The organism is Aeromonas sp. 604282 (assembly GCF_049170575.1).
GTDB classification, from domain to species: domain Bacteria; phylum Pseudomonadota; class Gammaproteobacteria; order Enterobacterales; family Aeromonadaceae; genus Aeromonas; species Aeromonas veronii_A.
This window is the reverse complement of record NZ_JAAKMV010000001.1, coordinates 149,131-164,525: the sequence shown is the minus strand read 5'-3', so window position 1 is coordinate 164,525 and position 15,395 is coordinate 149,131. Positions and strand designations below refer to the sequence as shown.

Sequence of the window (15,395 nt, the reverse complement as noted above, 5' to 3'; positions counted from 1 at the left end):
TTAAAGAGAAGCGTCTACAACAGCCCGCGAAGAGCCGTCATGGAGTCCACCACCGCTACAGGTTCGTGACGACTGAGAGCATCACTACTATCTACACCCCAAGTAACGCCAATGCGCGGCATGGCAATTGCCTCGGCCATCGCCATATCGTGAACAGAGTCGCCGATCATTACGGCCTGCCGGGGTGACAGCCCCAGCTCGTCCAGGATCTGCTCAAGCATCAGCGGATCAGGCTTGGAGCGAGCCTCATCGGCCCCACGACTGGTCACAAATAACGGGTGCAGCCCGGTCTCATCCAATACCCGATCCAGCCCACGGCGCGATTTCCCGGTAGCGACAGCAAGTTGCAGTCCCCGTGACTGCCAGTCATGTAGCAACTCCCCTGCCCCGGCAAACAGCGGGCTGGGGGTAGCGTCGTGCAGATAGTGATGACGATAGCGATTGATGAGTGCGGCAATCTGGCGCTCATCTCTGGTAGCGCCACTGTCACTGCATAAGGGGAACAGACGGGACATGGCGACATCGAGGCTCAACCCGATGATCTGCCGGATCTGGGCTGGAGCAGGAACCGCTAGCTCACAATCTCTGGCGGCCCCCTGCACACAGGCCACAATCCGGCCCACCGAATCCATCAGGGTACCATCCCAATCGAAAATGGCGAGCCGGATATCCTGCATCAGCGTGGCAAGCCGTTGAGGAAGTTGTCGAGCTCAGGTGCCAACGGCGCTTCGACCTGCATCTCGCGACCATCGGCCGGATGGGTGAAGCTGAGCTTCCAGGCATGCAAAAAGAGCCGTTTTAGCCCTTGGCTGCGCATTTTCTCGTCAAACGCCGCTTCACCGTACTTATCGTCACAGGCGATCGGGTGACCGGCATGCAGGGTGTGCACGCGGATCTGGTGGGTACGGCCAGTAATGGGGCTGCACTCGACCAGGGTCGCTTCGGCAAATTGACGCACGATACGGAACCTAGTTTCGGAGGGCTTGCCATCGGCACTGACCCGCACTACCCGTTCACCGGATTGCAGATCATTCTTGCGCAGCGGTGCGTTGACCACTTTTACATGGGCCTGCCACTTGCCGCGCACCAGCGCCAGATACTGCTTGCGCATGGTCTTGACGCGCAACTGCTCATGCAGGCTACGCAGGGCGCTGCGCTTTTTGGCGACCAGCAGCACGCCGGAGGTGTCGCGGTCAAGGCGGTGCACCAGCTCGAGGAAACGGGCTTCTGGACGCAGGGCTCGCAGCCCCTCAATAACGCCAAAGCTCAGGCCGCTGCCACCGTGTACGGCCATGCCGGAGGGCTTGTTCAGCACGATCATGGCATCGTCTTCGAACAGGATCTGGCTCTCCAGACGCTGGATAACCCCGAGGTTTGCCGAAGGCAGCTCATTCTTCTCGGCAACTCGCACGGGAGGAACCCGCACCTCGTCACCTGCGCAGAGTTTGTACTCCGGTTTGATGCGCTTTTTGTTTACCCGCACTTCGCCTTTGCGAAGGATGCGATAGATCAGGCTCTTGGGGACGCCCTTTAGCTGAGTCTTGAGAAAATTGTCGATGCGCTGCCCGTCATGCTCAGCTTCGATGGTGAGCAGCTGCACTTGTTGTTGTATCTGTGTCATGGCGCGGATTTTAACACTGCCAGCGCCCCTTGGCTGCATGGTTTGTTGAAAAATGGCGCCTTGCTATAAAAGAGGTTTAAATGGGATAATAAACAAGGTTTTGTCATTGTGTTCAAGCCTTGTACTAAGTGGCCAAAAAGTATGCCACCCAATCCCGAAACACCGTGTATACAAGAACATGACGGTTCCCGGGGGCGAGGTACAACGCATGGAGAACACAAACATCACCGTTTATTTGTCTCCATTTCGGCATCCTTAGTCATTCCTTCTCGAGAAGTGATGACCAGAACGCCCTTAGTTTGCGCCTCATGCATACCCCAACCGGGAGGTTGCCCCAGTATGCTGAAGACCCGAGGCCGGCGCTGGCAGGACCCAGATGGAGGAAATCAAAATGACACAATAATGAGAACTCAATGAAAAGAATGCTTATCAACGCAACTCAAGAAGAGGAGTTGCGCGTAGCGCTGGTTGACGGACAACAGCTCTACGATTTGGATATTGAAAGTCCGGGACACGAGCAGAAGAAAGCGAACATTTACAAGGGTAAGATCACCCGCGTAGAACCCAGCCTTGAAGCTGCTTTTGTTGACTACGGCGCCGAGCGCCACGGTTTCCTGCCGTTGAAGGAGATCGCCCGCAATTACTTCCCCTCCGGTTACTCCTATCAGGGTCGTCCCAACATCAAAGAAGTGGTCCGCGAAGGTCAGGAAGTTATCGTCCAGATCGACAAGGAAGAGCGTGGCACCAAGGGTGCAGCCCTCACCACCTTTATCAGCCTGGCAGGTAGCTACCTGGTACTGATGCCCAACAACCCCCGTGCCGGTGGTATCTCCCGCCGCATCGAGGGTGATGAGCGGACTGAACTGAAAGAAGCCCTGAGTGGATTGACCGTGCCGGAAGGCATGGGTCTGATCGTGCGCACCGCCGGTGTGGGCAAGTCGCCAGAAGAGCTGGAGTGGGATCTGAACGTCCTGCTCAATCACTGGGACTCCATCCACAAGGCTTCCCAGGAGCGCGCGGCACCGGTGCTGATCCACCAGGAAAGCAACGTCATCGTGCGTGCCATCCGTGACTATCTGCGTCGCGATGTGGGCGAGATCCTGATCGACAATCCGGTGATTTTCGAACGTGCCAAGGCCCATATAGAGCTGGTACGTCCCGATTTCCTCAACCGTGTGAAGCTGTACAAGGGTGAAGTAGCCCTGTTCAACCACTTCCAGATTGAAAGCCAGATCGAATCAGCCTTCCAGCGTGAAGTGCGCCTCCCCTCCGGCGGCAGCATCGTTATCGATCCGACCGAAGCCTTGACCTCCATCGATATCAACTCCTCCCGCGCCACCAAGGGCGGCGATATCGAAGAGACTGCGCTGCAAACCAACTTGGAAGCGGCCGATGAAATTGCCCGTCAATTGCGTCTGCGCGACCTGGGTGGCCTGATCGTTATCGACTTCATCGACATGACGCCGGTTCGCCATCAGCGCGAAGTGGAAAACCGTCTGCGTGAAGCGGTTCATCAGGATCGCGCTCGCATCCAGCTGGGCCGGATCTCCCGTTTCGGTCTGCTGGAGATGTCTCGCCAACGTCTGCGCCCCTCCCTCAACGAGTCCAGCAGCCATATCTGCCCCCGTTGCCAGGGTCAAGGCGTGATCCGTGACAACGAGTCCCTCGCCCTGTCCATCCTGCGTCTCATCGAAGAAGAGGCCATGAAGGACAACACCGAGCAGGTTCACGGCCAAGTGCCGGTGGATGTTGCCGCCTATCTGCTTAACGAGAAGCGCGCAGCTATCGCCAGTCTGGAGCAGCGCAATGATGTGCGTGTTTACATCATTCCGAACCAGCATCTGGAAACCCCGCACTACGAAGTGACCCGTATTCGTCAGAACGAGATCCCGGAAGCGGCCAGCTACGAGCTGAAAACCGAGATTGCCAAGCCGGTCTACCAGCCGAAGCAAGCTCAGGTGATCGAGCGTGAACAACCGCTGCTGCAAGGCTTTGCCCAGCCGACTCAACCCGCGCCGGTTGCAGCTCAGCAGCAGACAGCCCCGGCCGTTGCACCTGCACCTGCCGAAGCAGGTTTCTTCAGCAAGCTGATCAAGGGCATTACCGGCCTGTTCAGCAGCGATGCAGCCCCTGCCGAAGTTAAAGCGCACGCCGAGAAACCGGCTGCTCGTGAAGCACGCAAGGAAGAGGGTCAACGTCATCAGCGCGAAGAAGGCCGTGGCCGTGGTCAGCGTCCTCGTCGTGATGACAATCGTGGCAACCGCAACAATGCGGAAGCAGGCGAGAAGCGTGAAGGTGGCAACCGCGAAGCTGGTGAAAACCGCAATCGCCGTCCCCGCAAAGAGCGCGAGCCTCGTCAGGAGCGTGAAGCTCGTGGCGAAGTGCGCAGCGAACATCGCATGGAACGTGAACCCCGTCAGGAGCGCGAACCTCGCGAGCCGCGCCAGGAACGTGCGCCACGTCCAGCCCGTGAACCTCGTGCTCCCCGTGAGCCGCGCGCCGAAGTCGTTGTTGAAGCGGTAGACGCCGTTGATGCAACTGCCGTCCAGCCACGTCAGGAGAAAGAGCAGAAAGTGGCCGAGCGCCGCGAACGTCGCCAACTGCGCAAGCAGATCCGCGTCGATGTCGCCGCCGCTGACACCCCTGCCCTGCCGGTTGACGAAGTACCAACGCAAGCTGACGTGATCGATGCCACCGTGGGTAACGAGCAGGAAGAGCAGAGTGAAGGCCAGCGCCGTTCACGCCGCACTCCGCGCAGCCAGCGTATCGAAGGTCAGCGCCGCAAGCGCATCAACGAAGATGCCCGCAGCCAGCGTGACGAAGAACAGCAAGATACCACCACTCTGACCACCGCAGCCCAGGCAGATATTGCCAAAGCGCAGGTTGAAGAGCCGGTAGTGCCTGTTGTTACCATCCCGAGCGCTGAAGCCGTCGCTGCTGCCCTGCAAGCCTCTGCAGCACTGACCGAGCATGTGGTTGTCGAAGCCGTTGCTGAAGAAGCTGCCGAGCAGGCTGCTGCCCAGGTTGAAGCAACTCAAGCCGATGTAGCCGCTAGCCCGGTTGTTGCAGCTGTCGCAGAAGTCGTGGTTGCAGCAGAGCCGGAAGTTGCCGTTGTCGCCGCTCCGGTTGCCGACATGGCGGCTGCTGAAGTCGTTGAAACTGCTCCGGTTGTTGAAGAAGCTCCTGCTGTCAACACTCCTGTCGTGGAAGCTGTACCGGCTGCAGTCGAAATGCCAGCTGATGTTGTCGAAGCCCCGGCACCTGTCGCTGCCGTTGCGATTGAAGAGACTCCGGTCGTTACAAAACAGGTAGCTCACGGTGCTGGCCTGTTGGCTCGTGCCCGCAAAGCATCCGCGCCGATGGCAACCCCTGCCGAAGCTCCTGCCCTGCCTACTCGTGAGCCGGTTAACTACCCGCCGCTGGTACGCAACGAAGTGAGCACATCAGGTCGTCATGGTGGCAGCACTGCCGCCGTCGACGTGGCCACCTGCCCAGCGGGTCGCCCCTGATATCCACCGGTAACGACTAAATTGAGAGCCACACCATTGTGTGGCTCTTTTTTTATCTCCATGACATCGGTTGATAACGCCTCATCAATAAGGAGTTTGGATTAGGAACCTAATGAAAATATCCCATTAAATGCACTCTGCTCAGTTAGGTAATGCCTCAGATATCCTCCTCTACACCATATTTGGCTTGAGATAGTGATTAACCAGATATGTTTCTCGCCACCAGCCAGGTTAAACCATGCCTCAGAGCTTTATAGCCAACCATATCGGGTAACGATGGTGAAAGTTAGCCTTCGACTCTTGTGGATGCGGGCGAATAGACAAACAAGATACATAGAAGTAACAGCACCACAGATTGGCTCATGACCCGCCCCTCTGCTTGCACTGGCGGACCTGGCGACTGCAAGCAAGGTCAGTATCGCCAAGAATTGGCTCTCTTTTGCCAAGCCCTATCAAGATTTTCTCGTTATCTTCGAATACATTAAAAATTAAATTCAACAATAAGTTTGTTGGCATATAAAGGCCGAATGCGATTCAGCGGATACGCAATACAAACAAGGATTGATCTGTATTACCCCGCGGCAATACTGCTCAAACTCTCAGGAGTTGGGTTAGTCAGCATTTCAATCCCTGTTCATTCTAAAAGGGAGCCTGCTGATGATTGATGACCCGCGGCAAAAACTGATAGATCTACCCATCTTCATGATTTACTTGCTACTGACTCGGCTGCGATATGGATTTTGCCGATAACAGGTATGTGGAGATCACCGCTGTCGTCATACCAAATAAAGATCCTTGTTTCACACAATCTGGTGAGTGTGAGATGTGTGAAAATATTTCAAAAACAAGCCCTGACTATCGCATTCATGATGCGCTCTCATACCATTCAGTGGCCCTTGCCCTGTCCAGCCAGGTATCAAATCGATAATTTACAACCTGATATAGAAGCACAAAAAAAGGGCCCGTAGGCCCTTTATCGAAAATGGTATTGGCATTTAGCCAAACAGATGATTGCTGACGATAAAGAGACCGCCAGAGAGCAACATTGTCAGCGGTAGAGTCAGCACCCAAGCCATCAGGATGGTCTTGATAGTCTGGCTCTGCAGGCCGGATTTGTTGGCAATCATGGTACCCGCCACCGCAGAAGAAAGAATATGGGTGGTAGACACAGGCATACCGGTCAGACTGGCGACACCGATGGAGGTTGCAGCCGTGATCTGGGCCGCAATGCCCTGGCTGTAGGTCATGCCTGTGGTGCCGATCTTCTCGCCCACGGTATGAACGATACGACGCCAGCCCACCATGGTGCCACAACCCAGCGCCAGCGCGATGGAGACAATCACCCAGGTCGGTGCGTATTCAGCGGTCGCGGTCAGATCCTTGCGCCATTTGGCCAGATCGGTCAGCTCCTTGGCTGGCAGTGGCAGCTTGGCTGCCTTGCGGGCGGTGTCATCGATACAGAGCAGCAGACGACGCACTTCACGGCGGTCGGTCAGGCTCATCTGATCATAAGTACGCACGGCCCCCAGACGGGCATCCAGGGTGGCCATCGCCTGCAGCACGCCATCGGCGGAACAGTGGGTCATCAGCTCTTCCTGAGCCGTTACCGGTGCAGAGAAGTTGATGACACCTGAGAGGGCTGACTGGTTTCGCTGGTAGATCTCCATGATGCGCTGGTTGGCATCCTGGGTCCGATCCAGATCATAGGAGCGGCTGTTCATGTCCAGCGCGAAATAGGCGGGCGCCATGCAGATCAGCACCAGCATCACAAGACCGATACCCTTCTGGCCATCGTTGGAGCCGTGCACGAAGCTGACGCCCATGGCCGAGGCCACCAGGGTAAGACGCGCCCAAAACGGCGGGTGCTTCTTGCCATCCACCAGCTGACGCTCTTCCGGTGTTTTGTGGATCTTGTTGCTGGTCCAGATGCGTTTCATTGCCAGCAGCAGCAGTGCCGCGATGATGAAACCTATGGTGGGAGAGATGATGAGGGAAAGCATGATGTCGATCGCTTTGCCCACGTTGATCCCTTCTGTCACCGGTTTATGGGTGATCCAGGCATAGGCGCCGCCTACCCCCAGAATGGAACCGATCAAGGTATGTGAACTGGAGGCCGGGATCCCGAAGAACCAGGTGCCCAGGTTCCACACGATGGCGGAAAACAGCAAGGAGAAGACCATGATCAACCCTTGGGTGGAGTCCATCCCAAGCAGCAGGTCGATGGGCAGCAGATGGACAATGGCATAGGCCACACCCAGACCGCCGAACATGACGCCAAAAAAGTTGAAGATCCCCGATGCAACGACCGCCAGGTGAGCGGGCATCGCCTTGGTATAGATAACCGTTGCTACCGCGTTGGCGGTATCGTGAAAGCCGTTGATGAATTCATAGGCAAGCACAAAAAAAACGGCCAATACTAAACCGATTGACCACCACAAACCCAAACCACTAAACATTTCAAACATAAAAAAAAGCCTGTTTATGAGTTGCGGCGGATTATGCCAGATGGCGGCCAACACCATAGCCACCATTGAAATATTTCAGCCATAAAAAAAAAGAGCTTTTTGGAAAAAAATATCCTAGAGCCAGTCCTCATGCGGCTTGCCATCGATTAATTAAAGCCATCAATGATTGCAGGAAATGGCAAAATTAGCTGACAATTAAACCAATAATTTCATTTTTATGACGCTTTTATGACAGAAAAACGGGAAAAAGTGGTGATAAAACAACCCACCCCTCCCATCTCATCCGACCATTACCATTAACCCCATATCCATTTGATTCCAGATGCAAAAAGGGAGCACCTTGTGCTCCCTTGAATCGTTGCAGTGCCGTCTGTCATCAGTCCTGATTGATGCGGCTGGCAACGGCGCCCTGCTGGCTTTTGTACTTGGCATTTTCCCGCTTGTTGTAGGGGCGGGCCGCAACACCGGAGAGCATCTCGAAGTTCAAGGCGCCAATCTTCATCTTCGGGCGCAGCGCCAGCGGCAGTTTGCCACCATTGTAGAACTCCAGCACGATACGACCGGACCAACCCGGATCGATCCGGTGCGCCGTCACGTGCACCATCAGACCCAGGCGCGCCAATGAAGAGCGGCCATCCAGCCAACCGACGATATCGGCAGGCAGGGTGACGGATTCGTAGGTCACTGCCAGCGCCAGCTGACCCGGGTGCAGATAGAAAGCTTCGCCATCGGGGATGTGGATCTCGTCACTCATCACCCGATCGATGGCATCGGCCATCTCGCTGCTCGGGCCGCTCAGGTCGATATAGGGCGCGGTATGATCGCGAAACACCCGAAACTCGTTACCCAGCAGCACATCGACACTGACACCACTGATCCGCTCTACCCCGGGCCGTGGCTCAATGACAATCTTGCCTTCATCCAGATGGCGTTCAATATCGGTATCACACAGACGCATTGGGCGACTCTCCTGACAAATTGTGCTTTTAAAAAAGCCGGGCATCACCCGGCTTGTTTCATCTTAACCAATCAACATGTGGCGAATACGCGCCTTGAGCATGTCGATGGCGATGCGATTCTTGCCACCACGGGGCACGATCACATCGGCATACTGTTTGGACGGCTCGATAAACTGCAGGAACATCGGACGCACCGTCTTCTGATACTGCTTGAGCACGGAGTCCATGGTACGGCCACGCTCCTGCACGTCACGCACCAGACGGCGCAGCAAGCAGATGTCGAGCGGGGTATCCATAAAGATGGAGGCGTCCATCAGATCCCGCAGACGACTGTCGGTCAGCAGCAGGATCCCTTCCAGAATGATCACCCGGCGCGGGGCAAACGGGGTCACTTCGCTCATCCGGGTGTGTTCGGTGTAGGAGTACTGGGGAATGGCAACCGCGTCACCTTTGACCAGCTGGCTAAGGTGCTGTACCAGCAGGTCGTGATCCAGCGCGTTGGGGTGGTCATAGTTGGTCTTGACCCGCTCTTCCATGGTCAGGTGGGTCTGATCACGGTAGTAGCAATCTTCGGTGATCACACCAATCTGACCTGCGCCCAGTTCGGCCACCAGCTCTTCATAAATGGTCTGGGCTATAAGACTTTTGCCAGACGCAGATGCGCCCGCAATACCGATGATCACACACGAATGTTGAGTATCAGACATGACAAATACCTAAAAGAGAAGAGCAGTGGGGATGGTTTAAACCGATCCATTATATAAAAAAGGGTGGGTCATGCCCACCCTCAATTCCCTTTCAAGTGACCGACCGCCGATTATTCATCCAGCGCCATGGCATAGAGAGGGGTCGCAATCGGTTTTGCCCTGAAAAAGAGTTCAGCCCCTACCCTGCGCGCCAGCTTCAAATAAGCCTGAGCCAAGCTTCCTTCCGGTGCACCGAACACCGTCGGACAGCCATCATCCATGTGTTGGCGGATATCAATGTGCAGCGGTAATTGACCAAGCAGTGCCACTTGATACTGCTCTGCCATCTTCTGGCCGCCACCGGTACCAAACAGCGGCTCATGATGACCACAGGCGCTGCAGACGTGGTAGCTCATGTTCTCGATGATGCCAAGCACCGGCACATTGACCTTGTTGAACATAGCGATCCCCTTGCGCGCATCGGCCAACGCCACATCTTGCGGGGTGGTAACAATGACCGCGGCCGAGGTGGGCACCTGCTGTGCCATGGTGAGCTGGATATCGCCGGTACCCGGCGGCATGTCCACCACCAGATAATCCACCTCGCCCCAGCGGGTCTCATGGAGGATCTGCGCCAACGCCTTGCTCGCCATCGGGCCGCGCCAGATGGTGGCATCCTGCTCGGAGACCAGATAGCCGATGCTGTTGCTCTTGAGGCCACAGGCCATCACCGGCTGCATCAGCTTGCCATCATGGCTGACGGGACGCTCCTTGAGGGTGCCCATCATGGTGGGAATGGAGGGGCCATAGATATCGGCATCGAGAATAGCGACCCGCGCCCCCTCTTTTTGCAGCGCCAGCGCCAGATTGACCGCGGTGGTGGACTTGCCTACCCCCCCCTTGCCGGAAGCAACCACGATGATGTTGCGAATGCCCTGCACGGCATTGAGGCCCTGCGCCCGCGGCATGCTGGCGACGTCAATCTCCAATGCCCAGTCGATACGGGCAGCACCGGTGGCGCTGCGCAGTCTGGCATCGTAGTTCTCTTTAAGCTGATCGAGCAGCGAGAGACCGGCAAACGGCAATACCAGCCGGATAGTAAGCCCCTGACCCTGATTGATGATCTCGCGAACGAATCCGGCATCCACCAGATCCTTGCTCCAGCCTGCCGGCTTAAATTCGGCGAGGATCTGTTTTACTGAATCAATCACCATTAACTCCTCATTATGTTGTCATTATCTTGAGGTGAACGGTTACCGCACACAAATCAGTGGCTTGCCTGCAGTACAGATGGTGTATCCGGCCAAGCCCGGCACAGCCACAACCCTAGGCAGGCTACCCCCAATTCGGGTAACATGCACGGCACTCTATCATCCCAACAAGCACATCAAGAACGTAATATGGCAACTGATCCTCGTAAAATGCTGGTAACCTGCGCCCTCCCCTATGCCAATGGCTCCATTCACCTTGGCCACATGCTGGAACATATCCAGGCCGATATCTGGGTTCGTTATCAGCGAATGCGCGGTCATCAGGTGCACTTTATCTGTGCCGATGATGCCCACGGCACCCCGATCATGCTCAAGGCACAGCAGATGGGGATCACCCCGGAAGAGATGATTGCCGCAGTCTCCAAGGAGCACCAGGCCGACTTCGCCGGGTTCAACATCAGCTTTGACAACTATCACTCCACCCACAGCGACGAAAACCGCGAGCTGGCGGAGTTGATCTACGGCCGCCTGAAAAATGGTGGCTTTATCAAGAGCCGCACCATCTCCCAGCTGTTCGATCCGGAAAAATCGATGTTCCTGCCGGACCGTTTCGTCAAGGGAACCTGCCCCAAGTGCAAATCTCCGGAGCAGTATGGCGACAACTGTGACAGCTGCGGCGCCACCTACAGCCCGACTGAGCTTATCGATCCGAAATCTGCCGTCTCCGGCGCGACTCCGGTAATGAAGGACTCCGAGCACTTCTTCTTCGACCTGCCGCAGTTTGAAAAATGGCTCTCTGAGTGGGTGCGCGGCTCCGGCGCCATTCAGGAAGAGATGGCCAACAAGATGCAGGAGTGGTTCGAAAGCGGCTTGCAGCAGTGGGACATCACCCGTGACGCCCCCTACTTCGGTTTCGAAATTCCCGGCGCCCCGGGCAAGTACTTCTACGTCTGGCTCGATGCCCCCATCGGCTACATGGCTTCCTTCAAGAACCTGTGCAACAAGCGTGGCGATATCGACTTTGACAGCTACTGGAAAGCGGACTCCGACGCCGAGCTCTACCACTTCATCGGCAAGGATATCGCCTACTTCCACTGCCTGTTCTGGCCGTCCATGCTGGAAGGTGCCAACTTCCGCAAGCCGACCAAGGTCAACGTGCACGGTTATGTGACCGTCAACGGCGCCAAGATGTCCAAGTCCAAGGGCACCTTCATCAAGGCATCCACCTACCTGAACCACCTGGATCCGGAGTGCCTGCGTTACTACTACGCCGCCAAGCTCAACAGCCGCATCGACGATCTGGACCTGAACCTCGAAGATTTCGTGCAGCGCGTCAACGCCGACGTGGTCAACAAGCTGGTCAACCTTGCCTCCCGCAACGCCGGCTTTATCGCCAAGCGTTTTGGCGGCAAGCTGGCGGCAACCTGCGCCGAACCCGAGCTCTACGCCGAATTCGCCAATGCTCGTACCGCCATTGCCGAGGCTTATGAGAGCCGCGAATTCAGCCGCGCCATCCGCGAGATCATGGCGCTGGCCGACAAGGCCAACCGCTACGTGGACGACAAGGCGCCCTGGGTTATCGCCAAGCAGGAAGGGGCTGACGCCGAGCTGCAGGCGGTCTGCTCGGTCGGCATCAACCTGTTCCGCGTGCTGATGGCCTACCTCAAGCCCGTCATGCCGCTGCTGGCCGAACGTGCCGAAGCCTTCCTGGCCGAAACCCTCAGCTGGGATGGCATCGAGATGCCGCTGGTCAATCACACCGTTGCGCCGTTCAAGGCCCTCTTCTCCCGCATCGAGCCGGCGAAGATTGAAGCCATGATCGAGGCATCCAAGGAAGACCTGGCCAAGGAGCAGGCACCGAAAGTGACCGGTCCGCTAGCTGATGACCCCATCAGCGAAACCATCACCTATGACGATTTTGCCAAGATTGACCTGCGCGTCGCGCTGATCAAGAAGGCCGAAGCGGTACCGGAAGCCGAGAAGCTGCTCAAGCTGCAACTGGATATCGGCGGCGAAACCCGTCAGGTGTTTGCCGGTATCAAGTCCGCTTACAACCCGGAAGATCTGGAAGGCAAGCTGACCGTGATGGTGGCCAACCTGGCGCCGCGCAAGATGCGTTTCGGCATGTCCGAAGGCATGGTGCTGGCTGCAGGCCCGGGCGGCAAGGATCTCTGGATCCTGGAGCCGCAGGAAGGCGCCCAGCCTGGCATGCGCGTCAAGTAAGCGCATCGAACCGATAAAAAAGAGGCCTCTGGGCCTCTTTTTTTGTCTCTGCACTCTTTTCGTCTCTGCGACTCTGCGGATTGCTCCCATTGACCATCCAGCAGGATGGTTAGAGCGGGCTATTCAGCATCGCCACCTTGAGCCCCACCAGTTCAGCCTGCTGGCAATCGAGGCGGCGTAACTGCGTCACTATCTTGCGCTTGAGTTTGCGCCTTACTCTGCGTTGCTGTTTGTTTCCTTTCAGGGCGCGCCGCCACTGACGCCAATCCTGCAACTGCCCGAGCCGCTCCTGCCAATGACTAAAGGCGCTGACCCACTGTGCCTCCCCCGCCCCCAGCTCCAGCAGTAACTCGGCGCCGTAGCGCGCCTGTTTTATCTCAAGGCGCAGATGATGCCAGCGACGCAGCTGCTGGCGATGGGAGACGTTGCCAACTTGGTTCTCATCAAGTCGGCTCAATGCCCCATCGAGGCGGCGGGCAAGTTGGCGTCGGTAGTGACGAGCCAGCCCTGAGGTATCGGGAATTTGCTCTAATTCATACAGCCAGTGGGCAAGCAGGCCCGAAAAAAGGGGAACCGTCACCTTGGGCAAGACGATTGTGGATGACGCGACAAAGCGCGCGGCGTAAACCTGTGCATCGCGCAGGGCCGAGAGTCGGCCAATGGCCCGCTGCAGCCGTCGTTCCAGTTTTGGATGACAAAGGGCGGGTCGCCACAATGCGAGCAGTGCCTGCATACGGCGCGCAGCGATGCGGTAACCATGGACATGGGGTTCGCTCGCTTCGCGGCACACTGCGCGAGCGGCATGGCGGTAGCTGGCAACCAGTACCCGGGCCTGCACCAGCAAGGGATCAAGCATATTGGCAACCATGATGTCCCCGGCAGCTCAGTTGGTATGAAATCCCTGACCGGTGGGCGGTAGCGCCTCTTCATATTCCATCCGGGTCACCCGAGCGGTGCGCGGGCCATGTTCCAGCCAGCCCAGCATCATCTGTACCCCCTGCGTCGGCCCGCTGATGAGGATCTCCACCGAGCCATCCTCCAGGTTGTAGGCATGGCCGCGCAGCCCCAGCTGCAAGGCTCGCTCACGGGTGAAGTAGCGAAATCCGACCCCTTGCACCTGCCCCCACACCCGAATGACAAACGATTGCTCTCCCATTTCTCACACCTTCTGCTTAAGAAAAAAATTCCCGAGATGATAATGTGCCCGACACTCTATCTCTGCAGGATGCAGCTCCATTATGAAAGAAGTTAAATTCCGGTGGGTTGACCGCTATCTCATTCACCTCACCATCAGTGAAAAATTCCACATCGCCTTCTGGCTTCCCCTGCTGATCATCGCCTTTCTCAGCTGGTATCTGCTGGCAAACAGCCACGAGCAGGAGATAAAACTCAAGGTTGAGCAGTTGCAGCAGCGGGTCGAGACCACGGCACAACTGGTCAACCAGCAGCCAACGCTCACTCTGCCAGCCGATCTGCGCATTCAGCCACAAGGGGTGAGCGGACTCGAACAACAGGGCGATCGCTACCGCTTCACCGCACCAGCGGGTCAGGCTGGCTATGTGACCGGCGAGCTCGACACCAGTACCTCCTCAATGTGGGATGATCAGGGCACCACGCTCACCATGATTGGGGCGCTGGCTGCCCTGATGGCACTGGTGATCCACTACATGATGACCTTTGTCTCCGGCGCCCTGTACTCCACCAACAAGGCGCTGCAAACCGTGGCCGACGGCGATCTCACCTTCCGCCTCAACTTCTTCCCGGTACGGGACGAGTTCTCTACCCTGGCGGGCAGCATCGACCGCTTTACTGACCGCCAGCACCAGATCGTCAAGCTGGTCGAAGAGTCTGCCGAGGCGCTGACCATGGCCGCCGACGAGTTTCGTGACCATGCCCGCGAAGGCGAGACCATGGCGCGTTCCCAGCGCCAGCACATGGATTCACTGGCCACCGCCATGGAGCAGATGTCGGCGGCAATCCGCGAAGTGGCGCGCAATGCCAACGACACCCTGCAGCAGACCCGTCAGTCGAGCGAAGAGGCGGCCAATGGCGCCAACCGGGTAGCACGCACCATAGAGGCGATCCGTACCCTAGCCGACGAGATTGGCAACGCCTCCGGCGCGGTCGAACGGCTCACCCACAACGCCAACCGGATCAACGAAGTAGTTAACGTCATCAACGCCATCTCCCAGCAGACCAACCTGTTGGCGCTCAACGCCGCCATCGAAGCGGCCCGGGCCGGTGAGCAGGGTCGCGGCTTTGCGGTGGTAGCGGACGAGGTGCGCACCCTCGCCAGCCGCACCCAGCAGGCGACGGTGGAGATCCAGCAGATGATCGAAGAGCTGCAAACCGGTACCGGGGCGCTGAACGAGATCATGGAAAAAACCGTGGGCCGCGCGGCTAGTAGCCAGCAGCTCATCAGCGAGGTGGGGCTGGATATCGAAAAACTGAGCAACCACAGCGATGCGGTGCTGGAGATGAGCACCCAGATCGCCACTTCCAGCGAGGAGCAAAGCTCGGTGGCCGCCGAGATCACCCACAATCTCGATCAGGTACGCCATGAAGCGGCGCAGGTGGAAGAGTCTGCCAGCGCCTCGGTAGCCGGTACTCAGGGACTGAAAGCCACCGCCACCGAGCTGACCCAGGCACTCAAGGGGATCACTCTCTGACGCTTGCCACAATAAGTCCGGTAAAAAGCGGCAATGTGAGAAGAGGCCACCC

At 57.3% G+C, this 15,395-nt stretch carries 11 protein-coding genes; 3 read left to right on the top strand and 8 right to left on the bottom strand.

What is annotated here, in order from left to right; translation table 11 throughout:
- Nucleotides 1-14: 14 nt before the first annotated feature.
- The gene (locus tag G5367_RS00730; RefSeq protein ID WP_421243562.1) at nt 15-677 is read right to left on the bottom strand and encodes an HAD-IA family hydrolase; all 663 of its coding nucleotides are present in this window, start codon (nt 675-677) and stop codon (nt 15-17) included.
- Nucleotides 677-1,621, bottom strand: coding sequence for a 23S rRNA pseudouridine(955/2504/2580) synthase RluC (gene rluC / locus G5367_RS00725; protein ID WP_005351815.1), 945 nt, complete (start codon nt 1,619-1,621; stop codon nt 677-679). The genes G5367_RS00730 and rluC overlap by 1 nt, the downstream gene beginning before the upstream one ends.
- A gap of 413 nt (nt 1,622-2,034) precedes the next feature.
- Here rluC and rne point away from each other — a divergent pair, with 413 nt between their 5' ends.
- On the top strand, nt 2,035-5,130 hold the full coding sequence (rne, locus tag G5367_RS00720) for a ribonuclease E (protein WP_421243561.1): 3,096 nt from the start codon (nt 2,035-2,037) through the stop codon (nt 5,128-5,130).
- A gap of 995 nt (nt 5,131-6,125) precedes the next feature.
- Here rne and G5367_RS00715 read toward each other — a convergent pair.
- The 4 genes from G5367_RS00715 to apbC all read right to left on the bottom strand — a co-directional run bounded on the left by G5367_RS00715 (nt 6,126) and on the right by apbC (nt 10,454).
- Nucleotides 6,126-7,595: an inorganic phosphate transporter gene (locus G5367_RS00715; RefSeq protein WP_005345566.1), complete on the bottom strand. Its 1,470-nt coding sequence runs from the start codon at nt 7,593-7,595 to the stop codon at nt 6,126-6,128.
- Between the two features lie 376 nt (nt 7,596-7,971).
- On the bottom strand, nt 7,972-8,553 hold the full coding sequence (gene dcd, locus G5367_RS00710; protein WP_005336719.1) for a dCTP deaminase: 582 nt from the start codon (nt 8,551-8,553) through the stop codon (nt 7,972-7,974).
- 63 nt (nt 8,554-8,616) lie between these two features.
- On the bottom strand, nt 8,617-9,261 hold the full coding sequence (gene udk, locus G5367_RS00705) for a uridine kinase (protein WP_005345570.1): 645 nt from the start codon (nt 9,259-9,261) through the stop codon (nt 8,617-8,619).
- Nucleotides 9,262-9,371: 110 nt separating this feature from the next.
- Complete coding sequence (gene apbC, locus G5367_RS00700) at nt 9,372-10,454, bottom strand: iron-sulfur cluster carrier protein ApbC (protein WP_421243560.1); 1,083 nt, start codon at nt 10,452-10,454, stop codon at nt 9,372-9,374.
- A gap of 186 nt (nt 10,455-10,640) precedes the next feature.
- Between apbC and metG the strand changes: the two genes are divergently transcribed.
- Complete coding sequence (gene metG, locus G5367_RS00695) at nt 10,641-12,674, top strand: methionine--tRNA ligase (protein ID WP_201932064.1); 2,034 nt, start codon at nt 10,641-10,643, stop codon at nt 12,672-12,674.
- Between the two features lie 109 nt (nt 12,675-12,783).
- Here metG and G5367_RS00690 read toward each other — a convergent pair whose 3' ends face one another.
- Nucleotides 12,784-13,530 carry a CHAD domain-containing protein gene (locus G5367_RS00690; protein WP_421293785.1) on the bottom strand — a complete coding sequence of 249 codons (747 nt, stop codon included), beginning with the start codon at nt 13,528-13,530 and terminating at the stop codon, nt 12,784-12,786.
- 27 nt (nt 13,531-13,557) lie between these two features.
- Complete coding sequence (locus tag G5367_RS00685) at nt 13,558-13,830, bottom strand: acylphosphatase (RefSeq protein ID WP_194496408.1); 273 nt, start codon at nt 13,828-13,830, stop codon at nt 13,558-13,560.
- Nucleotides 13,831-13,912: 82 nt separating this feature from the next.
- On the opposite strand from G5367_RS00685, the gene G5367_RS00680 reads away from it, so the two are divergent.
- Nucleotides 13,913-15,343 (top strand): methyl-accepting chemotaxis protein, encoded by a 1,431-nt coding sequence (locus tag G5367_RS00680; protein WP_421212339.1) that lies wholly within the window; start codon nt 13,913-13,915, stop codon nt 15,341-15,343.
- The last annotated feature ends 52 nt before the right edge of the window (nt 15,344-15,395 follow it).

Bases quoted from the DNA above. Each gene is read 5' to 3' on its own strand.
- rne (WP_421243561.1), top strand. From the start codon at position 2,035: ATGAAAAGAATGCTTATCAACGCAACTCAAGAAGAGGAGTTGCGCGTA.
- apbC (WP_421243560.1), bottom strand. From the start codon at position 10,454: ATGGTGATTGATTCAGTAAAACAGATCCTCGCCGAATTTAAGCCGGCA.
- G5367_RS00730 (WP_421243562.1), bottom strand. From the start codon at position 677: ATGCAGGATATCCGGCTCGCCATTTTCGATTGGGATGGTACCCTGATG.
- G5367_RS00690 (WP_421293785.1), bottom strand. From the start codon at position 13,530: ATGCTTGATCCCTTGCTGGTGCAGGCCCGGGTACTGGTTGCCAGCTAC.
- G5367_RS00685 (WP_194496408.1), bottom strand. From the start codon at position 13,830: ATGGGAGAGCAATCGTTTGTCATTCGGGTGTGGGGGCAGGTGCAAGGG.
- G5367_RS00715 (WP_005345566.1), bottom strand. From the start codon at position 7,595: ATGTTTGAAATGTTTAGTGGTTTGGGTTTGTGGTGGTCAATCGGTTTA.
- rluC (WP_005351815.1), bottom strand. From the start codon at position 1,621: ATGACACAGATACAACAACAAGTGCAGCTGCTCACCATCGAAGCTGAG.
- G5367_RS00680 (WP_421212339.1), top strand. From the start codon at position 13,913: ATGAAAGAAGTTAAATTCCGGTGGGTTGACCGCTATCTCATTCACCTC.
- udk (WP_005345570.1), bottom strand. From the start codon at position 9,261: ATGTCTGATACTCAACATTCGTGTGTGATCATCGGTATTGCGGGCGCA.
- metG (WP_201932064.1), top strand. From the start codon at position 10,641: ATGGCAACTGATCCTCGTAAAATGCTGGTAACCTGCGCCCTCCCCTAT.
- dcd (WP_005336719.1), bottom strand. From the start codon at position 8,553: ATGCGTCTGTGTGATACCGATATTGAACGCCATCTGGATGAAGGCAAG.